We start from the raw sequence: 20,530 nt of genomic DNA, 5'->3' as shown, positions 1-20,530 counted from the left end.
TCACGTTAGCTGTCGTTGCCACATTCATTCCGCTGCCTCACGACATGTCGAGAAAGCGGTCGAGGCCCAGCAGCCATTCGATCGCGAAGACCACCCCGATACTCATCAGAATCAGCAAGGTCGCCATCGCGGCGACGGTCGGGTCGTCGATGTCGCGGATATAGCTGTAGGCTTCGACCGGCAGCGTCGTCGTGGTGATGCTGGTCAGGAAGACGGTGATCGAAAAATTGTCCATCGCCTCGACGAAGGCGAAGGTGCCGCCCGCGACGAGACCCGGCGCAAGCTGCGGCATGGTCACGGTCCAGAACGCCGCAAGCGGGCTCGCACCGAGATTGCGCGCCGCCTTTTCGAGGTCCGGATCCAGCCCCGATAGATTGGCGACCAGCGGCCGCAGCACCAGCGGCAGCGTGAAGCAGACCATCGCCACCGTGATCGGCCAGAAGCCGGGTCCGATCCCGGTCTGTGCAACGAAGCTGAGCGCGGCGGTGCCGGTGATGACGCCCGGCACCAGCAACGGCGCCGAGATCAGCGCCATCATCAGATCACGGCCACGGAAGCGGTGCCGGACCGCAACGATCGCGGTCGGCGCGGCGATGATCAGCGCCACCGCCGTGGTGATGACGGACACCGCCAGCGAATTCTGCAGCGCCGCCATGAAGCGGTCGTTCTCGAAGAAGCGCTGGAACCATTGCAGGGTGAAGCCCTGAGGCGAGAACAGAGTGTAACTGTTCTTGCTCAGCGCATAGAGGACGATGAAGGGCAGCGGCAGCAGCACGAAGCCGAGTGTCACAAGCCCGAGCCCTGTCACCACCGGAGACACGGACCGCGCATGATCGATGACGGCGCGCCTCACGTCGGCTCTCCCGCAAAACGGATCGCAACGAGGCGCCGTATGCCGCCGACGACCGCAAACATCAGCAGCACGAGCAGGAAAAACAGCACGGCCAGCGCAGCCGCAGAGGGAACATCATAGCTGGCCTGGATACGATCGTAGATCGCCGTTGCCAAGACTTGCACACGCCCACCCCCCAGCATCTGCGGGAAGAGGAAGGCCCCCAGCGAGAGTGCGAAGCACAGCGAGGTCGCCGCCGCGAGGCCCGGCAAGGACAATGGCAGCGTGACGGAGACGAAGCTGCGCCAGCGCGACGCCCCGAGATTACGCGCGGCATGTTCCAACGTTTCGGGAATCGTGCGCAGCGCGCCGAAGAGCGTCAGCACGAAGAAAGGCAGCACGAAATTCAGCACCGAGACGACGACCGCGAATTCGTTGTTGATCAGCGCCGCGCGTGGCAACCCGACGGCCCGCAGTCCCTGATTGATCAGCCCCTGATTGCCGAGGATGATCAGCCAGGCATAGGCGCGCGTCACGCCGCCGGAGAGGAAGGTCGCGACCAGACAGAACAGGATGACGCGACGCAGCGTTCGCGAATGTGAGCGCGCCAGCACCCGCGCCAACGGATATCCGAACAGGACCGTCAACGCGGTGACTTCGCACGAGAGCCGCAGGGTGGTCAGGACGGCGCGCCAGGCCCCTTCCGATACCAGCAGCTTGCTGTAATTCGCCAGCGTCGCCGGCCCGTGGAAGACGGCGCCGCCGGGATCGACCACCATCAGGCTGACACTGGCGAAGGACAGCAACACGATCAGGAACAGCGCCAGCACGGACATGGCCGGCAGCGCGAGCAGGAATGTGCCGCGGCTCATGATGCCAGCACCGTACAGCGGCTGGCGGCAAACCTGAGCGAGACGGCGGCACCGGGCTCGAACGGAGGCGTGTCGCGCCGCACCTCCGTCACGGTCACCGTCGTGTCGCCCGCAATCGCCACTTCATAGCGCACCGAAGCACCGAGCATCTGGACGAAGCCGATCACGCCGTCGATGTCGCCCTGCCCGGGCGAGAGAACGCTGATGGCCTCCGACCGGATCGCCAGCGTGGCGGCACCAGGCGCAGTCGCCGCCGCCTTGACGCCGGAAATCTTCCTGCCGCTCAGCTCGACGGTGTCATCGCCGAGGAAACGTCCAGGCAGCAGATTCTCGACGCCCGTGAAGGTCGCGACATAGCGTGTTTGCGGATGGTCGTGGATCTCCAGCGGCGTGCCGATCTGCTCGATACGTCCTTCCTTCATGACCGCGATGCGATCCGACAGCACGATCGCCTCGCGCTGGTCGTGGGTGACCATGACCGTGGTCAGGCCGAGATTGCGCTGCAGCTTGCGCAGCTCGACCTGCATCTCCTCACGCAAATTCTGGTCGAGCGCGCCGAGCGGCTCGTCGAGCAGCAGCAGGCGCGGCTCGGTGACGACGGCGCGCGCCAGTGCGACGCGCTGGCGCTGGCCGCCGGAGAGCTGCCCCGGCCGCCGCTCCGCCAGTTGCGCGATGCGCACGAGCGCCAGCGCCTGCTCGATACGCCTGGAGGCTTCGGCCTTCGGCACGCGGGCCATGCGCAGGCCGAAGCCGACATTGTCGCGCACGCTCATATGCGGAAACAGTGCGTATTGCTGGAACAGCATCGCCGTGCGGCGCTTCTCTGGAGGTGTCGAGAGAATCGAGGCCCCATCGAGCCGGATGTCGCCGCTGTCGGGAGCCACGAAGCCGGCAATCGACTGCAACAAAGTCGTCTTGCCGCAGCCCGAAGGTCCGAGCAAGGCGAGAACCTCGCCTGGCTCGACCGAAAGCGAGATATCCTCGACAGCTTTGACCTCGCCGTACGCCTTGGCGACGCGGTCGACTTCCAGCCAGCAGGATGATCCCCTGTTTATCACGCCAGACGCTCTTTGTTTATGGCCTTGCAGGACCGTTACTTGGCCACCGCCTTGTTGAACTCCTCGGTCCACTCACCGAGGCGCTGATTGATCTTGGCCTCGTCGAAGGTGACTGCATTCTCGGGTGTCGGCAAGACCTTGACCAACGCCTCGGCCGGCGTGACGTCCTTGTTGACCGGACCGAGGTTGTAGATATCGGTCATGTGCTTCTGCCAGTCCGCGGCCAGCGAACGGTTGATGAAAATGGCCGCGGCGTCGGCGTTGCCATTGTTGACCATCATCATGCCCTCGAAGATCAGCGGCGTCGGCTTGGGGCTGACCATGGCAACAGAGATGTTCTGGTCCGCTAGCTCCTTGACCGCGGAAGGCGATCCGATCATCGCCATGATCTCGCCGCGCGCCAGCGCCCGACGCGCGTTGGTGTCGGAGGAATTGAACATGGCAACGTGGTCGCGCATCTTGCCGAGGAATTCAATGCCCGGCTTCACATTGTCGATCGAGCCGCCGTTCAGCAGCGAGGCGATCAGGATGGTACGACCGGGATAGACGGTCGGCGCCGGCAGCGCGATGGCATTCTTGAAGGCAGGCTGGAAGATATCGCTCCAGGCGGTGACCTTGCCACCCGGCACCAGATCGGGCCGATAGACGATCGCTGTCGGGAAATACCAATAGGCGACGAACATCTCGTTGTGCGAACCAGGAATGAGCTTGGCGAGATTGGGCAACTTGTCGACCGGCAGCGGCAGGAACAGCCCCTTGTCGGTCGCCGCGCGCATGGCGATCGCCTCGCCGGTGAACCAGACATCGACGCCGGGATTCTGGCGTGAGGCCTGCAACTTCGCCAGTCCTTCGGCCGAGCTGTTTTCGATGACCGGCACGATCTCGATGCCGGTTTCCTCCTTGAAGGCGGGCGCCAGCGGCTTGAGCACACGCTCCCAGGTGGAGCCAAAGGTCATCACCTTGACCTGCTTCTGCTGCGCGTACGCACCGCTGCACGCGGCGAGCGTCGCAGCGACGGCAGCGAGACCGCGCCAGGATAGCTCGGATAGCATCATCATGTTCATCCCCTCTGCTCTTAATGTACCGTCGTTTCGCGAGTGATCGTTCTGGCGTCGAACACGACGCGGCCGGCAGCCATCGTCCAGACGACACGCCCGTCCTCTCCGACCAGCGCGAGATCGGCGTCCATGCCAGGCGCGATCGCTCCCTTGCGGTCGGAGAGCCCGAGGACGCGGGCGACGTTGCCGGTGACGAAAGCCAGAACCTGCGGCCAGTTGAGACCGCCTTCTGTCGTAAGCCGGTGCAGATCGCGAAACAGGATCGCGGGCGAAACGGCGCGAAAGCCGCCCCTTCCATCCGGAACCGCCACCCCTGCATCTGATGACAGCGTGATCCGTTCGGCCGGAACGCCGGCATCGAGCGCGCGCAGGACCGCTTCGACCGGATCAAGGCCAGCAGGCAGTCCGTCGCGCGGGCCAAGACAGCAGGTGAAGTCGATCGAACCGCCCGCTTTGGCGAAGCGGACGCCCTGCTCGAAGACAGGCGAGACATCAGGCGCGCGGTTGACATGCGTCGGCACGGCCTGGGACGGCGGGAAATCAATCTTCTCGACGAGGTCGAACAACGGCGCAAGCCCTACCGCCAGTCGTCCGACATGCAGGTGCAGCACGGCGGCCTTGCCGCTGATCGCCTTCGCCTGCACGAGGCCGCCGGCAAGCGTTGCGAAGGCTGCGAAGTCGAGATTGGGAAAGGCACGCTCGGCGATCGCGCTCTTGGCGCCGATCACCTTGTCGAGCAGCATGATGTCGGACCGCACGCTCTGCGTCAGGAACGGCGCCGGCAGCGCCATCGCGCCGGTGTAGATGAAGGTCGTGAGGCCGGCGCGATCAAGTTCATGCGCCTTGCGCAGCAGTAGCGGAAGCGTCTTGGCCTCGATCTCGCTGCCAAGCAAGCCGACCGCCGTGGTGATGCCGGCGGAGGCAAAGGCCTCGAAGCCGAGTTCAGGCATGCGCGCATCCGGCCCATCGCCCTCGCCGCCGCCGATGAAATGGACATGCTGGTCGATCAGGCCGGGGATCAGCCGCCCCGGAGGCAATGTCTCCACGCGGACGATGCCGGCAAGCGCCGCCGCGGCCGACAGATCGGCACCGACGGCCAGGATGCGACCGCCACCGATCAGGATATCCTGCGCGCCAAGCTCGGCTGGCGCGAACACGCACGAGCTTCGCAGGAGGCGCAACGGGGCGTCCCGCGCTTCTTCGTCCCGAGCCGATCCGCGCTGCCCACGGAGCATTCGCATCCCCTGTCTGAAGCGACCCGGGAGCGCACGATCTCAGTGAGGCTCCGGCAGCTTTCCAGGGGCTCATCAAGCAAGAGGTCGCGACCGGGGGCAATTGATCATTCATCAGCAAAAGCATGATCTGATTTCATGTATAAAACAGTATCATTGAGCCCAATGACTGAGCAGTCGCTCGATCCATGAAATCGGCTCAGGCAATGCGTGAGTATCCTTCACTTCACCTCACACCGGGAGCGTGCCTTTAATCGGCCCGCAGCCGACATGAAGGAGCGCGCCTTGACCACACTCGACCTTCTCCCCCCGGGCCTGATCGTCAATACGATGAAGGGCGATGTCGCCGAGCATCGGGCCGGAGCCTGGCTGACCTGGGACGGTACGCTCGACCTCGATTGCGCGATCGTCGGCGTGCCCTATGACGGCGCCTCGGTCGTGCGCAGCGGTTCGCGCCATGGGCCCGACGCAATCCGCCAGGGGCTGATGTATTTCACCACCTATTCGAGCCGCGACCGACGTACCATGACTGCGTTCCGCGCCGCTGATATTGGGGACGTGCAGGTCGTACTGACGGACATGGAAGGCACCTTCACGCGTATCACCCAGACAGTGCGGACACTTGCCGCCAAGGGCATTGTGCCGGTGATGCTCGGCGGCGACCATTCGATCGCCTTCCCGAATCTCCGCGGGGTGATCGAGGCGATGGGACCCTGCAAGAAACTGGGCGTCATCCATTTCGACGCCCATCACGATCTGCGCAAGGCGCATCTCGGTGCGGAATCGAGCGGCGTTCCCTTCCGCAAGACGCTGGAGATGCCGGGTACGCTGCTGAGCGGCCGCAATCTCGTGCAGATTGGCATGGCCGAGTTCACCAACTCTCCTCAACTCGACGACTATGCAAAGGAGATGGGGGTGACGGTGATCTCGGGCTTAGAGGTGCGCGAGCGCGGCATTGCCGCGGTGGTTGACCAGGCCTTGCGCATCGCCGGCGACGGCACCGACGCCATTTATCTCTCGGTCGATATCGACGTGCTCGACCATTCGCAGGCCCCCGGCACCGCCGCGCCGAATCCGTTCGGCCTCGACGCGCGTGACGTGCAATACGCCATGCGTAAGATCGGTGCGAGCGGCAAGCTCATTGGCGCCGATCTCGTGGAAATCTCGCCACCCTTCGATCCGCGCAACATCACGGGCTCGACCGGCGCCTCGCTGATCCTGAGCCTGCTCTACGGCCTGTCCCAGGCCAACAGCTGAAAGATCACGCCTGCCCGTCCCGGCTCGGCTCACCGGCGGAGGGGAGCGTCAACGCCTTGCCGAAGCGTGCCAGCAGCCAGTGCAGGAAGAGCCGGGTGTTCGAGCGCTCGAGCTTGTAATCGTCGCAGAGCACATACCAGCCGCCGGTCGCCAGAATGGTCCCGGCGAAGGGACGCAGCAACAGCCCGTCAGCGACAAGCGAGGCCGACAGGGTATCGCTGACCAGGACCACGCCCGCCCCTTCGGCTGCGAGGTCAATCGCGATGCTGAGATCACTGCAATAGAGATGGCGCCGATAGGCTTCGAAGGCGTGATCCCCCTCGGCCGCCAGCCAGCGTCGCCACTCGGCTCCGTCGTCCTGATGCAGCAGGATGACGTCGCGTAGATCCGACGGTCTGGTGAAGGCGTGACCAGCGCGGCGGAATAGCAAGGGGCTGCAGGCCGGGGCTATCGCCACCGTTTCCAGCAGCGTCGACCATTTGGCCGGCCAGGACCCGCTGCCAAACTGAATACCAAGATCGGCGTCAGGCATATCGACGACGTGGTCATTGTCAGCGAGCTTGATCTGACATTCGATGGCCGGATGGTCGTCGCAGAAGGCGGCAATGTTCTTCGCCAGCCATTTGCTCGCGAACATCGGCGGGCAGGCGATGGTGAGCCTCCCACCGACCTGGGCCGCGTCCGCCAAGCTGTGAGCGGTACGGGCAATGTCGTGCAGCGCCGCCGCAACGGAGCGGGCGAAGACCCGCCCGGCATCCGTCAGCGCCACGCCGCGCCCGGCCTTCTCGAACAGATCGACGCCGAGCGCCTCCTCCAGCCGCCTGAGTTGATGGCTGACGGCGCTGTCGGTCAGATTGAGCTCCTGCGACGCCTTTGCCAGACTCTGATGGCGCGCGGCCGCATCGAACGTACGCAAAGTGGCTAGTGGCAGATTCCGGAACACGATCGCCTCGATCCAGGCTGGCTTGGGGTCGATATTGTCGCCTGCCCCAATGGCCCCTGTCCAGAATGGTATGCGCGCCTCGCCACGACGAGACCGCGGCAGCAAGTTGACGTGGCACGACGCTCGCCATCCGCTTCAGGCAGTGCTCAACGCAAGATTGCGCGCAGCCAGGTGGATTCCGGCCAGCATGCACCGCACCGAACCACCCGCAAGCTCGATGGTCGGCACCTCGATCGGCAGAATGGTGGCCAATCCCTCCAGCGTCGCGACCTGTTGCGGCCGCAGCGCCTTCAGGGCCCGCGCCGACATGGCCACGATGCGCCCGCCGCTGCCCTGCAGCTCGATGGCATTGCCGGCGAATTCGCCGATCTGCTCATGGCTGAGGTCGATCACGGCGCGCCCCGTTCCGGCGAGCCGCCCGGCGATCTCGGCGCGCCGCGCCGAATCGCGGATCGTGTCGAGTCCGATCAGGCAGAAGTCAGTGCCGACACACATCAGCACGTTGGTGTGATAGATCGGCCGCCCCATGGCATCCACCGCATCGAAGACCACCGGCTCGAAGTTGAAATGCGTACAGAAGCGTTCCAGCGCGACTTCGTTGGTACGGTTTGAACGCGCGGCATAAGCGACCCGCTCGATATGGTCGAGCACCATCGCACCGGTGCCTTCGAGATAGAGGCCGTCCTGTTCCAGCCCGGAATAGTCGATCACGTCCTGCACGCGATAGCGCTGCTTCAGCATCTCGATCACGTCCTGCCGGCGCTCTCTGCGCCGGCTCGGCGAGAACATCGGATAGAGCGCAACGTGGCCGCCCGAATGGGTCGAGAACCAGTTGTTGGGGAAGACCGAATCGGGCGTCCCGTGGCCTTTATCCTCGAAGAGATGCACCGCGACACCGGCTGCTTCCAAGGCCTCGGCGGCCCGCGTCACCTCGGCATGGGCGGCAGCGGCGATCGCGGCGGCGGTGCGGCCCGCATCGCTAGCCTGGAAGACGTTGTCCTCGGCCGTGGCCGTATTGGGGCTGAAATGATGCGGGCGGATCATCACGACGCCACGCGGCGCCTGCACCGAGAGCTTCTGCATAATCAGCACGCTTGCGGCACCTTGCGCGGCTGCGGAGCCGCAAGGTTGAGCAGGCCAAACAGATTGCGCGGGTCTTTCGGCTCCGTCAGGAGATCAATCTCCTCATAGTAGTCCGTACCCTCGACGAGATCGCGCAGGTAGCGCAGCGCCGAGAAATCCTCGATCGCGAAGCCGACGGAATCGAAGATCGTGATCTGGTCCGGCGAACGGCGCCCCGTCGCTCCACCGACAATGACCCGCCACAGCTCAGTTGCCGGGAAATCGGGCGCCATCTGCTGGATTTCACCCTCGGTCCTGGTCTGCTCCGTCAGCTCAACGAAGACATCGGCGCGCAGAAGGATCGCGCGCTGCAATTCGGTCTTGCCGGGGCAGTCACCGCCGACCGCGTTGATATGGACGCCAGCTCCGACCATGTTGTCGGAGAGGACCGTCGCCCTCTGCTTGTCAGCGGTCACGGTCGTGACGATATCGGCCCCGAGAACGGCCGCCTCGGCGGTCGCCGCCGCCTCGATCTCGAAGCCGTGCGGTGCCAGGTTGGCCTTGAACTTCGCGGTGGCGGTTGGGTCGATGTCGAAGACGCGCAGCCGCCGGATGCCATTGACCGCCTTGAAGGCGAGCGCCTGAAACTCCGACTGTGAACCGAGCCCGATGATCGCCATCACCTCGGCGTCCTCACGGGCGAGATATTTCGCCGCGACGGCCGACGTCGCGGCGGTTCGCAGTGCAGTTGTGATCGTCATCTCCGACAGCAGACATGGATAGCCGGTCTCGACATCCGACAACACGCCGAAGGCGGTCACCGTTTGCAGACCGGTGCGCGTGTTCTTTGGATGGCCGTTGACATACTTGAAGCCGTAGAACTCGCCGTCACTCGTCGGCATCAGCTCGATCACGCCGTCGCGGGAGTGGCTGGCGACGCGCGGGGCCTTCTCGAAGGCGTTCCAGCGCCGGAAATCCTCCTCGATATAGCCGGCGAGACCGATCAGGTACGGCTCAAGTCCAACCGCGGCGATCAGCCGGACCATGTTCCCGACACCGACATACCGAACCATCTGTAAAGCCTCCTGCACGAATCCGATCGTTCAGGAAATCTAGATCGGAACAATTTGTGCTATAAACTACTAACAAGTTCGTTTTCTGGCACCAAACTGAACAAATAGAACAGCACCAACTAGCAGATTGCTCATGCACGTTCTCGACGAACTCGACCACAGACTGGTTTCGGTGCTGCGCGAGGATGGCCGCGCCCCGATCTCGAAACTTGCGACGATTCTCGGCATCTCGCGCGCGACCGTTCAGAGCCGGCTCGACCGGCTCATCGAGACTGGGGCCGTGCTCGGCTTCACCGTGCGCTTCCGGAAAGACCACGACGTCAGGGCTATCCGAGCGATCATGATGATCGAGGTTACCGGCAAATCCACTGCCGCGGTGATCCGGCAATTGGGCGGCCTGCCCGAGTTGCACTCCCTGCACACGACCAATGGCACCTGGGACCTGATCGCCGAGATTCGCGCCGACAGCCTCGCCGATTTCGACCGCGTGCTGCGCGAGGTCCGCACCATCGATGGCGTCCTCAACAGCGAGACCAGCATTCTGTTGAGTTCGGTCTAGATCAGCCGTGATGTTGACGACGGCGCACAAGGATATCGACTATTACAAGCAGGCGCGACGCCACGCCGTGGGACACACCGAGCGCGACCGTCAAGAGTTGCCAAATCGCAGAAAATCGTAGTTTGGCGTAGAGAATCGTAAGATTGGCAGCGGGAGAGCGCTCCTGCCTTTCCCCGCACCAGCCAAACCTACGATACCGGATCCGATGACAGCTCGCGAGCGCTGGCAAAACGACTCTTAGAACGGTTGAGCGGCCGCCAACCGAAGGTCGTATGAAAGCGGGTTTGTCGTATAAGAGCAAAAGGGGAATGAAGCTGGCGACGCGATCCGGATGCCATGGTTGCCGCATCATTCTTTGCGATGTTCGCGATACCCCTGCAGCGGGAACAACGAACCATCGTAATGGCGCCGACTATTTCCCCGCCAACAACGTCTTGCCTCGTGACTAGCACTACTATCTCGTAAGTCGCTCGCAAGCACCCGACCCGACCCAGCACTCGAACGCCAACTTGCGCATCAGGCGGCGAATGAAATCCGTGGCGCCTATACCCATGCCGCCGAATTCTGGCAGCAGCGCGTGCGGATAATACGGTGGCGGGCGGACGAGCTCCGACTAAGTGAACGCGGTCGTGTCATCAAAATGGAGTCACACGACCATTAGTTCGACATGTTGGTGTCAAGGAGCGCCAGAAGTGAGCACACCACTACCAGTCGCCGACGTCCGATCGTTGTCGTGACGATACGCCCAGCTCCTATCAACTCGTAAAGCTTCGTGCGTCCCAAGCCGGTAACTTCGCATGCATCGTCAATCGTGCAGGTGAGCCGCTGGGCGAATGGCACCGTGCTCGGTTCTGCGGCATTCGGAGCGGATAGACTGACTGGTGACTGTTGTCCGCAAGTGTTCTCTCGTCGAGAGCATCTCGCATGGCCCTCCCATTCGCACAAGGCTCGACAGGACAAGAGTTGTTTGTGCGACGAGCAACGTCAATGCGAACAGCCGAGGGCGCTCGCGTACGACAGCGCACGTCAGCGGCGGTTTGAATATTTCCGGACACCAAGGGCGATGACGAAATTTTTCGCGAATGCGCCAGCCACAATGAGGCATCGTGCCGAGGCAATTTGGCGAATATCGCCAGCAAAGTCCGCAAGCGTTCGCCGCTGTTCACCAGCGTCTTATTCAACCATTATTCAACGAACGCGGCTGATGGCAACCCAAGTGCCTGAGTTTGCTGGCGCTCCCTAGGGGAATCGAACCCCTGTTTCAGCCTTGAGAGGGCCGCGTCCTAACCGCTAGACGAAGGGAGCGTGACGGCTAGCCAATAACCTCGAAATTTGTCCGCCGCAAGGACCCGAAACGCCCTTTTACGGCTCATTGGCAAATTTCAGCTTTCCGGCCGGCTTCAGGGTGTGGGCGTCGAAGGTGCGGATCTCGGTGACGCCCCCCACATCAAGCGTGACCACGAGGCGGTCGCCGGCGACCCCGGTCGACACGATCCTGGCGCCCTTCGGCAGGGTGGCGGTGACGTCGCCGACGGCTTCCACTGCCCTTCCCTCCGACTTGAAAAGGCGGTAGCCCACCGCAATCAGAACGGCGCAGATCGCCAGCGCCGTGGTCAACCCCGCAATCAGCATCATCCGTCGCACCCGCGCGAACAGCGCGGCCTGCTCGGGGGTCGGTTCGGGAACAGCGGTATCAGACGTCGTCATGGAAAGCTCAGGCTCTGCGCAAAGGTTGGAGGTTGTCGTCGAAGGCTCCGAGGGCTCGGCCCGGCTCGACCGCGTGCTGGCGGCGCGCCTGCCGGACCTGTCGCGTTCGAGGCTGAAAGCCTTGATTTTGGCGGGCGCGGTGAGCCTCAAGGACGCCGCGATCCGGGACCCCGCTTATCACGTCACTTCGGGCGATACGATCACAATCGACGTGCCTGAGGCGGCCCCCGCCGAGCCGAAGGGTGAGGACATCGCCCTCGATATCGTGTTCGAGGACGACGACATCATCGTCATCAACAAGCCCAAGGGCCTGGTCGTGCACCCCGCGGCCGGGCACGAGACCGGGACGCTGGTGAACGCGCTGATCGCCCATTGCGGCGCGACGCTGTCGGGCATCGGTGGGGTCCGCCGGCCCGGCATCGTGCACCGGCTCGACAAGGACACCACCGGGCTGATGGTGGTCGCCAAGAACGACCTCGCCCACGCCTCGCTGTCGGCGCAGTTCGCCGACCACGGCCGCACCGGGCCGATGCGGCGCGGCTATATGGCCTTCGCCTGGGGCGTGCCCGGCCGGCATCGCGGCACCGTCGATGCGCCGATCGACCGCCATCCGCATGCACGCGAGAAGATGGCGGTGCGCCAGGGCGGCCGCGAGGCGGTGACGCATTGGGAGATCCTGGAGAGCTTTGCCGGACGGGACGGCAAGCCGATCGCAGCGCTGCTCGCCTGCGAGCTCGAGACCGGGCGCACCCACCAGATCCGGGTCCACCTCGCCCATATCGGGCACCCTCTCATGGGGGATGCCGTCTATGGCCCGCATTTCAAGACCAAGGCGAACCAGCTGGCGCCCGAGTCGCAAGCCGCTTTGGCGGCGCTGGGACGCCAGGCCCTGCATGCCTATCTGCTGGTATTGGAGCACCCGAGGACGGGAGAACTACTCCACTGGGAGGCGCCTCTGCCGGAGGATTTGCTTCTCCTGGAGGGCGCCCTGAAAGCGGCGCTATGACGCAGGCCGCCTTGGAAAAGCGTTACATTACAAAAAGTTATAGCTGCCACACGGGGACGTGACGTCAGCAATCCTTCCCTTTTTGCCCCCCCATGGGGTATATTGCGCCTGCGTTGGAAATGACCAACGCGGAACATCGCAGCTACGGCCGGCTTTAACAAAGCGGTCGTCTGCCTGGCCCGCCGCTATCGGGGGCCTGAACCTTTGGAGGGCTCAACTATGGCCCGTACCGCTGCTTTGCCGGTGCTCAACGGAGAATCCGGCCTCTCTCGTTACCTCGCCGAGATCCGCAAGTTCCCGATGCTGGAACCCCAGCAGGAATACATGCTCGCCAAGCGTTGGCGCGAGCATGACGATCGCGACGCGGCACACCAACTCGTCACCAGCCATCTCCGCCTCGTGGCCAAGATCGCCATGGGCTATCGCGGCTACGGCCTGCCGATCTCCGAGGTCGTCTCGGAGGGCAATGTCGGCCTGATGCAGGCGGTGAAGCGTTTCGAACCCGAGAAGGGGTTCCGTCTCGCCACCTACGCCATGTGGTGGATCAAGGCGTCGATTCAAGAGTACATCCTGCGTTCCTGGTCGCTCGTGAAGATGGGCACCACCGCGAACCAGAAGAAGCTGTTCTTCAACCTGCGCAAGGCGAAGAGCAAGATCAACGCGCTGGACGAAGGCGATCTCCGCCCCGACCAGGTCGCGGTCATTGCGAAGCGGCTGGGCGTTACCGCCCAGGACGTGATCGACATGAACCGCCGCCTCGGTGGCGACGCGTCGCTCAACGCACCGATCCGCGACGACGGCGAAGCCGGCGAATGGCAGGACTGGCTGGTCGACAATACGCCCAACCAGGAAGCCATGATGGCGGAGCACGAGGAGTATGATCACCGCCGTGACGCGCTGAACGGCGCCATGGGCGTGCTCAACCCGCGCGAACGCCGCATCTTCGAGGCCCGCCGCCTCGCCGATGAGCCGATGACGCTGGAAGACCTTGCCGCCGAGTTCGGCGTGTCGCGCGAGCGCGTCCGCCAGATCGAGGTCCGTGCCTTCGAGAAGGTGCAGTCCGCGGTCAAGGGCACGATCGCAAGGGCGGAACAAGCCGCGCTGGAAGCCGCGCATTAAGCGGAGCTTCGCTGGCGCCAAAGATTGGCGGATCGAAAGAGACGAAAAGCCGGCGGCAACGCCGGCTTTTTTGTTTGTGTGAGGTGCAGCATGTTCGCACGGACGCTGACCGGGGCATCTTGAACCAGCGTCGCCGGTCAACCGACCCAAAGTATCGGGCGCAGCACCAAGAGAATGGACACCACCGTGTCGATCATCCTGCAATCCACCGTCGGCGGCTTCTCAGCCCAGTTCATGCGCAAGCTGCCGCTGGTCGAGCAGGCGATGCGCGAGCACGGCCTGGAGCCGTCGGAGTTCGTGATCTCCAAGGATTATGCCGGTACTGCGACGATCCCGCTGATGGGGCCGTTCTTCTACAGCTACAGCGTGTTCTTCGGCGACGAGACTTTTGCGGTCACCGAGCCGAACGACATGGTGTTCCTGGACTACTTCTTCAAACGCGTGCTCGCCGTGGACGGGCCGCCGGAATTGCCGCGGCGTCCGGGTCTGATCCGGCGGTTCTTCGGCTGGATGGCGCAGCCGGTGTAGGCTCTTCGCCTCGCCCCGCTTGCGGGGCGACGGAGCGCACCTTCACTCCCCCCATGTCCTCGCCAGCGTCGCGAGCCAGCAGCCTTCGCAATAGCGCGCGTCCTTGTAGTCGATCCAGTTGTGCGCATAGACGTGATCGAGCGGGATGTCGTAGCGCGCCCGTAGCACCTTCACGAGGATCTTCCACGCGGCGACCTGCGCCTCGGTCGGGCCGGCCGCAACATCCGGATAGTTGCCGGCGAACTCGACGCCGATCGAATTGTCGCGCACGACCTGGCGATAGGTGGGTCGGTTGTCGATATACTTGTTGTCGTTGCGGTTGGCGCCGTCGCCATGGGTCGGCACCAGGTTTTCCGCCACCGCCCAATAGACCGTGCCGTCGGTCTCGACCCACACCGTGACGCCGCGCCGCGTCGGGTTCTTCGACTGCTCCGCCGCGCCGCCGCGGGCCGAGCCCGCCGGCCCTTCGGTCTGGTGCACGATGATGTTGCGCCAGGGTCTTGCGCTGCGGACATCGCCCCATGGCGCAAGCCACACGATCTTCAGGCCGGGAATGTCGGGCGTGCCGGACGCGCGCGCAAGCTTGGCGAGTTCGGCGTCGGTTGCGGCGGCTGGGGCGATCAGGAAGAGAGCGGCGAAAATGGCCGCGAACAGGCGAGACATCATCATGCGGGTCCAATGCGGACCCGAATCCTAGCAGGCTTTACGCGAATTTGCGCGCGGCCTCGCCGAAGCCGTTCGGCTCGGGAGACAGCGGCGGCGCCGGATCGTAGACGGCAAAGTCGTTCTTGCCGTTCTTCTTGGCGGCATAGAGCGCGTGATCGGCATGCGCGATCAGGCGGTCCGGGAATTGGCCGATGCCGCGATCCCATTCGGCGACACCGATCGAGATCGTGATCGGAATCTCTTTGTCGTTGCAGGCGGCCGCATCCTGCCGGCAGACATCGAGCACGCGGCGGGCGATCGTGGCGGCCTCGCGCAAGGAAGAGGACGGCAGCACGACGCAGAACTCGTCACCCCCGGTGCGGGCCAGCATGTCGCCCGGCCGCAACCGCGTCTGCGCCATCAGGGTGAAGTGCTGGAGGCAGGCATCGCCCGCGGCATGGCCATGGGTGTCGTTGATGGTCTTGAAGCCGTCGAGATCGATCACCAGCAGCGAGAACGGCTCGCCGCTGCGTTCCGAACGGGCGCATTCCTCGGCCAGGCGCTGCAACAGATGCCGCCGGTTGGCGACGCCGGTGAGATCGTCGAGCAGCGCGAGATCGGCGACCTCGCCGCGCAGCCGGTCCATCGCCATCAGCAGGAAGCCGAAATTGAGGGTCATCGACAGGAACAGCAGCCCCAGAACCATGACCGCATGGGTCTGACCGCCGGCAGCCGCCGAGAAATCGTGACCGAGCAGATTGCCCAGCGTACGGACGAAGAAGATCGCGATGGTGGCGAGGATGACAATGCCGGACAGACGCGCGCCCGGACTGACGCGGCCTTCGGGCGGCGACAGCAACAGACGCAGCGACAGCACCAGCGGCAGGGCCTGGCCGATCGTGTAGCTGAGCATGCGCAGCTGCATGTGATCGAAGCCGACCATGAAGAACACGACACCGCCGAGGCTCAAGACGCCCGTCACGACCATGACGCGCCACGACACCGGCCGATCGTAGAAGCGCTGGATGCCCATGGCGGCGAGACAGCTCGCCGCGACGACGCCGGTGGCTCCGACCAGCAGCGGAACGGGAGAAGCGACGAACAGGCGGACCAGGGCTGCCATCGCGCCCGCCGCGGCGACGAAGGCCGATGCCATCCAGAACCGTGCGGCCGCGAATTTCGGATAGGAGTGCGTCACGTAGGCCCAGATCAGGCCGAGCGCCAGGAAATTGACGGCGAAGACCGTCCACAGTGTCGGTACGTTCAGCATGGCCGCTGCAGCACGCGCAGCGTCCCGCCCTCCATCTCCGGCAGCCGTCCGTCCATGACCCATCCCCGTTTTCTTGCGGGAACAATGCGGCCGTTGCGCTTAACGGAGTCTCACTGCGATCCGCGAATGCGTGCCTTTGGTTTTGGATTCATGAACGGCGCGCACGTTGTCGGATCGTTAGGCATGTCGTCGGCGACGCTGCGAAGCGGATTCGCGAGCAAAAATCACCCGAAAATGCATCTGAGCTGTGGATAACGCGATGACACGGATGTGACAGCACGGGGCAGGCGCCCGCGAATCTGCTGAGTTTATGTTTGAGGATATTGCGAGGCTGGCCCTCCGCCGAGCATCCCTCGTGTCGCGTTTAACCATGAACCCTTGAGAGGATACTATGGCTAAGAAAGCGAAGAAGGCGAAGAAGGCGAAGGCGAAAAAGACCAAGAAGGCAGCGAAGAAGAAGTAACGCAGCTTCTTTTTCTTTGCCCGGGTGGAGCCTCGCTCCGCCCGGGCTCCGGGTAAGGTTGAGAGAGTTTGAAGGTGGCGGGCGCGAGGCCCGCTTTTTTATTGCCCTGTGCTGTGCTGCTTCCATTCCCACTCCCCGTTCTTGCGGGGGGGGGGAGAGTTAGGGTGAGGGGCCGACCTCTCCCCGCAAGCGGCGAGCGGTGAAGAACCTACCGCTCGGCGAACGCCAGCTTGGCGCCGAGTGCGGCGAAACCCGCCGCAAAGCTGCGGCGCAGCCAGGTCATCACGGTGGGGCGGGAGATGACGTGCTCACGCACGGATGCGGCGCAGAGGCCGTAGACGACGAACACCGCAAAGGTCATCGCCATGAACGCGCCGCTCAATTCCAGCATCCGCGCCAGCACATGCGTCTCATCCACCGCGACGAACTGCGGCAGAAAGGCGAGGAAGAAGATCGACAATTTTGGATTGAGGATGTTGATCAGGAAGCCGGTGACGATGACCTTGCCGCTCGACCGCTCCTTGATCTCGCCCTCCACCGCCAGCGCACCCCGCTCGCGCAGCGCCTGCCAGGACATGTAGAGCAGATAGAGCACGCCGCCCCATTTCAGCGCGGCAAAGGCAAGCGCGCTGGTGTGGAGCACGGCGGCGAGGCCCAGCATCGCCGCAACCATGTGCGGCACGATACCGAGCGTGCAGCCGAAGGCGGCAGCGACGCTGGCGCGCGAGCCGCGCGTGAGAGCTGCGGCCAGCGTGTAGAGCACGCCGGTACCGGGCGAGGCGACGACGATGAGCGAGGTGAGCAGGAAGGACCAGGTCATGGGCAGACCTTATCACCCCGCCTCACGGCGAGAAAGTGCGCCGGCCGGCTCGTCGGCGATCAGGACAATTGCGCGAGCTCGGCCTCGCGCAACACGTCGAGCGGCGCCCAGGGCTTGGCCCAGAACTTTGCGCCGTCGGGCAAGGGCTGCTTCAACGGGCGGCCGGAGGTGACGACGACGTCGAGCTTGGGATTGCGGCCCTTGGCGACGTGGGCGAGCTCGACGCCGTCCATGCGGCCGGCAAGCTGCACGTCGGTCAGCATCAGGCAAAGTGCGCCTGCGCTCTTCTCGAGCACGCGCTCGGCCGCTTCCGCGCTCTCGCACTGGATGACCTGATAGCCGCTCTCTTCCAGCAGGAGACTGAGCATTTCCCGCTGCATGGGGTCGTCTTCAACGATGAGTGCCGTTGCAGTCAATGATCTTGATTGTCCCATCGATGGCTCCCGCTGCCGCTCGCCTCCGTCCAGATGACGTAAGTTAAGGAGCCAACTCGAATACGGTTCAGTTCCATTCTGAAAAAATGTAAATCATAGTTCCACAATCGAGGCTTGACGGGGGATCCATGACTGCGATTCGCGGCGCCGCTGCCATCACGGGAGCGGCCAGCGGCATTGGCCGCGCACTCGCCATCGAACTCGCCCGGCGCGGCTGCGATCTCGCGCTCGCCGATCGCGACGAGGCCGGGCTGAAGGCCCTCGCCGCCGAGATCGGCCAAGGAATCGACAAGGCCCGCAAGGTCAGCGTGCATCGCGTCGATGTCAGCGAGCCCGGTGACATCACCCAATTCGCCGGCGAGGCGATAGCGGCGCATCCCTCGCTCGGCATCCTCGTCAACAATGCCGGCGTGGCGCTGCTGGGCACGTTCGAGGAGATCGACCAGGCACAGATGGAGTGGCTGTTCGACATCAATTTCTGGGGCGTGGTGCACGGCACGCGCGCCTTCCTGCCGCACCTGAAGACGATGGAAGCGGCGCATATCGTCAACGTCTCGTCGATCTTCGGCATCATCGCACCGCCGGGACAATCGGCCTATGCGGCGGCCAAATTCGCCGTGCGCGGGTTTTCCGAGAGTGTGCGCCATGAGCTTGCGGTGGCGGGAAGTCCGGTCAAGCTGTCGATCGTGCATCCCGGCGGCATCGCCACCGCGATCGCGCGCAATTCGCGCACCGGCGTCGGCGTCACCGACAATGCCCGCCGCTCGCAAATGATCGAGCGGTTCGAGACTGCGGCCAAGACCACGCCGAAGGACGCCGCGCTGCGCATCATCAGGGGCATCGAGAAGAACGAGCCGCGCATCCTGATCGGCAGCGACGCCCGCTTCATGGACCTGCTGCAGCGCTTCCGCCCGGGGACGTACTGGGCGCGGTTGCAGCGCAAGCTGGAGAAGATGGCGAAGAGGACGGCGAGTTGAGTGTAACGCGACGCCCTCCATCGTCGTCCTGGCTTTCGCCAGGACGACGATGGGAAGAGATCGCGCCCTCACTGCCCCGCCAGCCGATCGGCAAAATAGCCGATGGTCTTGCGGTAGACCACCGCCCTGTTCCACTCGCGCATCGCCTCGAAATTGGCGGTGCCTTCGCCGTAGGGCTGGCCCATCTTGAAGCCGCTGGTGTGGAGCAGGTTCGCGGTCGAGGCGAGCACGTCGGGGACGCTGTGGCGGAGGTCGACGTGGCCGTCGCCGTCGAAATCGACGCCGTATTTGATGTAGGACGACGGCAGGAACTGGGTCTGGCCGATCTCGCCGGCATAGGCGCCGATCAGGTCGCGCAGCGGCAGGTCGCCGCGCTGCACGATCTTGAGGGCGGCGAGCAGCTCGCCCTGGAACAGATCGGTGCGGCGGCAATCATGGGCGAGCGTCGCCAGCGTGCGGATCACCGGCAGCTTGCCGATGTCGCCCTTGCCGAAATCGCTCTCCAATCCCCAGATCGCGACCAGGATATAGCGGGGCACGCCGAACTGCTGCTCGATGCGCGAGAGCAGCGCGGCGTGACGCTGCAGCAGCGCCTTGCCGCCATTGATGCGGCCCGGGCCGACGCGGGTCGAGACATACTGCTCAAAGCTCTTGTTGAAGGTGTAGCGCTGGCGCCGGTCGAAGGCGAGCACGGCGCCGTCCTGGGTCACGCCGCTGAACGCCGCATTCGTCACGTTCGCCGAGACACCGGCCGCCTGCGCCTCCGAGGTCATGCTGGCGACAAAGCTGTTGAAGTCGCCGCCGCAGCGTGCGGCCTCGGCCGGGCCGCCGGCCAGACCAACGAAGCAAACGGCGGCCAGAGCGTATCTCAGCATGTCGAGCGATCCCCCAAAATTCCCAGCGCGAAGCAGTGCGCGATCATGCCCGGGAAAGCTGCCACCGTCAAAGCGGCACGCTTGATCCGCATCAACGTATCTCACGTCCTGCTTTCTAGATTGAGCGAACCAGGAGAGCCGCCCAGGAGAATGGCCCATGACCGGAATTACCTTGACCGCCGAGCAGATCCGCAATGCGCCCCCTTTGGTGCGGCAATGGATCGAGCAGGAGGTGATCGCCTCGCTCGGCCTTGCACCACGGACGCCGGCGGCCGCGCCGCCGCAGGCCGCCCATCTCGTCGCCTGCAGCGTGGAAGACATGGCCGGTGTGCTCGAGCACATCCGCGGCGTGTTTCCCGCCGTGAACGTGCTGTTCGAGCTCGGCCGTCCCGGCATCAGCTTCGGCCAGCCCGCGGTGATGACGTTCCGCCTGATGGACTTGCTGCATCACACCCGCCTGCAGGACGTCGGCCAGGTCATGACCTGCCTGGAGATGATCAACCAGGCGCTGACCGAGGTGAGGAAGGACCCGTCGGTGCGGTTCTGCGGCTTCGACAATGAAGGCCACTGCCTGGTCGCACCGCAGACCCAGGCCAGCATCGCAACGCTGTGGCAGACCATGATGGAACGCCAGCAGGCGGCGCAGGCGCGCGAGGCCGGCGGCAGGATTGCGCCCGCCGCTTGAAACAAGCGGCGGCTTTGCGGACAATCGGCAACGGAATGGGCCGCCGGCGAGAACC

At 64.3% G+C, this 20,530-nt stretch carries 22 protein-coding genes and 1 tRNA gene; 7 read left to right on the top strand and 16 right to left on the bottom strand.

Annotated elements, in window-relative coordinates; translation table 11 throughout:
* Positions 1-37: 37 nt before the first annotated feature.
* From AC1RUR_RS18270 to AC1RUR_RS18250, 5 genes are read right to left on the bottom strand one after another with little or no spacing between them, the layout of a single operon-like run.
* A complete protein-coding gene (locus tag AC1RUR_RS18270) occupies positions 38-853 on the bottom strand; it encodes an ABC transporter permease (protein WP_492846401.1) in 816 nt (271 codons plus the stop codon).
* Positions 850-1,704 carry an ABC transporter permease gene (locus AC1RUR_RS18265; protein ID WP_492846400.1) on the bottom strand — a complete coding sequence of 285 codons (855 nt, stop codon included), beginning with the start codon at positions 1,702-1,704 and terminating at the stop codon, positions 850-852. The genes AC1RUR_RS18270 and AC1RUR_RS18265 overlap by 4 nt, the downstream gene beginning before the upstream one ends.
* Positions 1,701-2,762: an ABC transporter ATP-binding protein gene (locus tag AC1RUR_RS18260; RefSeq protein ID WP_492846399.1), complete on the bottom strand. Its 1,062-nt coding sequence runs from the start codon at positions 2,760-2,762 to the stop codon at positions 1,701-1,703. Before AC1RUR_RS18260 ends, AC1RUR_RS18265 begins: the two co-directional genes overlap by 4 nt.
* 35 nt (positions 2,763-2,797) lie before the next feature.
* Positions 2,798-3,820, bottom strand: a complete 1,023-nt coding sequence (locus AC1RUR_RS18255; protein WP_492846398.1) for an ABC transporter substrate-binding protein — start codon at positions 3,818-3,820, stop codon at positions 2,798-2,800.
* Positions 3,821-3,837: 17 nt separating this feature from the next.
* Complete coding sequence (locus AC1RUR_RS18250; protein ID WP_492846397.1) at positions 3,838-4,977, bottom strand: amidohydrolase family protein; 1,140 nt, start codon at positions 4,975-4,977, stop codon at positions 3,838-3,840.
* Between the two features lie 360 nt (positions 4,978-5,337).
* On the opposite strand from AC1RUR_RS18250, the gene AC1RUR_RS18245 reads away from it, so the two are divergent.
* Entirely contained in the window at positions 5,338-6,309 is a 972-nt protein-coding gene (locus tag AC1RUR_RS18245; RefSeq protein ID WP_492846396.1) for an agmatinase family protein, read from the top strand.
* Positions 6,310-6,313: 4 nt separating this feature from the next.
* Here AC1RUR_RS18245 and AC1RUR_RS18240 read toward each other — a convergent pair whose 3' ends face one another.
* From AC1RUR_RS18240 to ocd, 3 genes are all read right to left on the bottom strand, one after another.
* Positions 6,314-7,252 carry a LysR substrate-binding domain-containing protein gene (locus AC1RUR_RS18240; RefSeq protein WP_492846395.1) on the bottom strand — a complete coding sequence of 313 codons (939 nt, stop codon included), beginning with the start codon at positions 7,250-7,252 and terminating at the stop codon, positions 6,314-6,316.
* A 135-nt stretch (positions 7,253-7,387) separates the two neighbouring features.
* Positions 7,388-8,335, bottom strand: a complete 948-nt coding sequence (gene ctlX, locus AC1RUR_RS18235) for a citrulline utilization hydrolase CtlX (protein ID WP_492846486.1) — start codon at positions 8,333-8,335, stop codon at positions 7,388-7,390.
* A 2-nt stretch (positions 8,336-8,337) separates the two neighbouring features.
* Entirely contained in the window at positions 8,338-9,387 is a 1,050-nt protein-coding gene (gene ocd / locus AC1RUR_RS18230) for an ornithine cyclodeaminase (RefSeq protein ID WP_492846394.1), read from the bottom strand.
* A 133-nt stretch (positions 9,388-9,520) separates the two neighbouring features.
* On the opposite strand from ocd, the gene AC1RUR_RS18225 reads away from it, so the two are divergent.
* Positions 9,521-9,946 carry an Lrp/AsnC family transcriptional regulator gene (locus AC1RUR_RS18225; protein ID WP_492846392.1) on the top strand — a complete coding sequence of 142 codons (426 nt, stop codon included), beginning with the start codon at positions 9,521-9,523 and terminating at the stop codon, positions 9,944-9,946.
* A gap of 657 nt (positions 9,947-10,603) precedes the next feature.
* Here the strand turns inward: AC1RUR_RS18225 and AC1RUR_RS18220 are convergent.
* From AC1RUR_RS18220 to AC1RUR_RS18210, 3 genes are all read right to left on the bottom strand, one after another.
* Positions 10,604-10,786: a helix-turn-helix domain-containing protein gene (locus AC1RUR_RS18220; protein ID WP_492846390.1), complete on the bottom strand. Its 183-nt coding sequence runs from the start codon at positions 10,784-10,786 to the stop codon at positions 10,604-10,606.
* Between the two features lie 390 nt (positions 10,787-11,176).
* Positions 11,177-11,251 (bottom strand) — tRNA-Glu (locus tag AC1RUR_RS18215).
* 57 nt (positions 11,252-11,308) lie between these two features.
* Positions 11,309-11,653 (bottom strand): hypothetical protein, encoded by a 345-nt coding sequence (locus tag AC1RUR_RS18210; protein WP_492846388.1) that lies wholly within the window; start codon positions 11,651-11,653, stop codon positions 11,309-11,311.
* Between AC1RUR_RS18210 and AC1RUR_RS18205 the strand changes: the two genes are divergently transcribed.
* The 3 genes from AC1RUR_RS18205 to AC1RUR_RS18195 all read left to right on the top strand — a co-directional run bounded on the left by AC1RUR_RS18205 (position 11,652) and on the right by AC1RUR_RS18195 (position 14,306).
* A complete protein-coding gene (locus AC1RUR_RS18205) occupies positions 11,652-12,659 on the top strand; it encodes an RluA family pseudouridine synthase (protein WP_492846386.1) in 1,008 nt (335 codons plus the stop codon). The genes AC1RUR_RS18210 and AC1RUR_RS18205 overlap by 2 nt on opposite strands.
* 219 nt (positions 12,660-12,878) lie before the next feature.
* A complete protein-coding gene (gene rpoH, locus AC1RUR_RS18200) occupies positions 12,879-13,778 on the top strand; it encodes an RNA polymerase sigma factor RpoH (protein WP_492846384.1) in 900 nt (299 codons plus the stop codon).
* Between the two features lie 186 nt (positions 13,779-13,964).
* The gene (locus AC1RUR_RS18195) at positions 13,965-14,306 is read left to right on the top strand and encodes a hypothetical protein (protein ID WP_492846484.1); all 342 of its coding nucleotides are present in this window, start codon (positions 13,965-13,967) and stop codon (positions 14,304-14,306) included.
* A 42-nt stretch (positions 14,307-14,348) separates the two neighbouring features.
* Here the strand turns inward: AC1RUR_RS18195 and AC1RUR_RS18190 are convergent, their stop codons facing one another.
* The 4 genes from AC1RUR_RS18190 to AC1RUR_RS18175 form a co-directional block, all read right to left on the bottom strand.
* A complete protein-coding gene (locus AC1RUR_RS18190; RefSeq protein WP_492846382.1) occupies positions 14,349-14,975 on the bottom strand; it encodes a peptidoglycan recognition protein family protein in 627 nt (208 codons plus the stop codon).
* 34 nt (positions 14,976-15,009) lie between these two features.
* Positions 15,010-16,221, bottom strand: a complete 1,212-nt coding sequence (locus AC1RUR_RS18185; protein WP_492846380.1) for a GGDEF domain-containing protein — start codon at positions 16,219-16,221, stop codon at positions 15,010-15,012.
* A 671-nt stretch (positions 16,222-16,892) separates the two neighbouring features.
* Positions 16,893-17,504, bottom strand: a complete 612-nt coding sequence (locus tag AC1RUR_RS18180; RefSeq protein ID WP_492846378.1) for a LysE family translocator — start codon at positions 17,502-17,504, stop codon at positions 16,893-16,895.
* Positions 17,505-17,563: 59 nt separating this feature from the next.
* Positions 17,564-17,938, bottom strand: coding sequence for a response regulator (locus AC1RUR_RS18175; RefSeq protein ID WP_492846376.1), 375 nt, complete (start codon positions 17,936-17,938; stop codon positions 17,564-17,566).
* 128 nt (positions 17,939-18,066) lie between these two features.
* Between AC1RUR_RS18175 and AC1RUR_RS18170 the strand changes: the two genes are divergently transcribed.
* Positions 18,067-18,915: an SDR family NAD(P)-dependent oxidoreductase gene (locus tag AC1RUR_RS18170; protein WP_492846374.1), complete on the top strand. Its 849-nt coding sequence runs from the start codon at positions 18,067-18,069 to the stop codon at positions 18,913-18,915.
* A 68-nt stretch (positions 18,916-18,983) separates the two neighbouring features.
* Here the strand turns inward: AC1RUR_RS18170 and AC1RUR_RS18165 are convergent, their stop codons facing one another.
* Complete coding sequence (locus tag AC1RUR_RS18165; protein WP_492846372.1) at positions 18,984-19,790, bottom strand: lytic murein transglycosylase; 807 nt, start codon at positions 19,788-19,790, stop codon at positions 18,984-18,986.
* A gap of 157 nt (positions 19,791-19,947) precedes the next feature.
* Between AC1RUR_RS18165 and AC1RUR_RS18160 the strand changes: the two genes are divergently transcribed.
* The gene (locus AC1RUR_RS18160; RefSeq protein ID WP_492846370.1) at positions 19,948-20,475 is read left to right on the top strand and encodes a hypothetical protein; all 528 of its coding nucleotides are present in this window, start codon (positions 19,948-19,950) and stop codon (positions 20,473-20,475) included.
* Positions 20,476-20,530: the final 55 nt, after the last annotated feature.

Source organism: Bradyrhizobium sp. GW821-FHT12B03, assembly GCF_058807535.1.
The sequence above is the reverse complement of the archived record's forward strand: the minus strand, read 5'-3'. Positions and strand labels throughout refer to the sequence as shown.

Bases quoted from the DNA above. Each gene is read 5' to 3' on its own strand.
- AC1RUR_RS18265 (WP_492846400.1), bottom strand. From the start codon at position 1,704: ATGAGCCGCGGCACATTCCTGCTCGCGCTGCCGGCCATGTCCGTGCTG.
- AC1RUR_RS18255 (WP_492846398.1), bottom strand. From the start codon at position 3,820: ATGATGATGCTATCCGAGCTATCCTGGCGCGGTCTCGCTGCCGTCGCT.
- ctlX (WP_492846486.1), bottom strand. From the start codon at position 8,335: ATGCAGAAGCTCTCGGTGCAGGCGCCGCGTGGCGTCGTGATGATCCGC.
- ocd (WP_492846394.1), bottom strand. From the start codon at position 9,387: ATGGTTCGGTATGTCGGTGTCGGGAACATGGTCCGGCTGATCGCCGCG.
- AC1RUR_RS18225 (WP_492846392.1), top strand. From the start codon at position 9,521: ATGCACGTTCTCGACGAACTCGACCACAGACTGGTTTCGGTGCTGCGC.
- AC1RUR_RS18205 (WP_492846386.1), top strand. From the start codon at position 11,652: ATGGAAAGCTCAGGCTCTGCGCAAAGGTTGGAGGTTGTCGTCGAAGGC.
- AC1RUR_RS18210 (WP_492846388.1), bottom strand. From the start codon at position 11,653: ATGACGACGTCTGATACCGCTGTTCCCGAACCGACCCCCGAGCAGGCC.
- rpoH (WP_492846384.1), top strand. From the start codon at position 12,879: ATGGCCCGTACCGCTGCTTTGCCGGTGCTCAACGGAGAATCCGGCCTC.
- AC1RUR_RS18190 (WP_492846382.1), bottom strand. From the start codon at position 14,975: ATGATGATGTCTCGCCTGTTCGCGGCCATTTTCGCCGCTCTCTTCCTG.
- AC1RUR_RS18185 (WP_492846380.1), bottom strand. From the start codon at position 16,221: ATGCTGAACGTACCGACACTGTGGACGGTCTTCGCCGTCAATTTCCTG.
- AC1RUR_RS18180 (WP_492846378.1), bottom strand. From the start codon at position 17,504: ATGACCTGGTCCTTCCTGCTCACCTCGCTCATCGTCGTCGCCTCGCCC.
- AC1RUR_RS18175 (WP_492846376.1), bottom strand. From the start codon at position 17,938: ATGGGACAATCAAGATCATTGACTGCAACGGCACTCATCGTTGAAGAC.
- AC1RUR_RS18170 (WP_492846374.1), top strand. From the start codon at position 18,067: ATGACTGCGATTCGCGGCGCCGCTGCCATCACGGGAGCGGCCAGCGGC.
- AC1RUR_RS18165 (WP_492846372.1), bottom strand. From the start codon at position 19,790: ATGCTGAGATACGCTCTGGCCGCCGTTTGCTTCGTTGGTCTGGCCGGC.
- AC1RUR_RS18160 (WP_492846370.1), top strand. From the start codon at position 19,948: ATGACCGGAATTACCTTGACCGCCGAGCAGATCCGCAATGCGCCCCCT.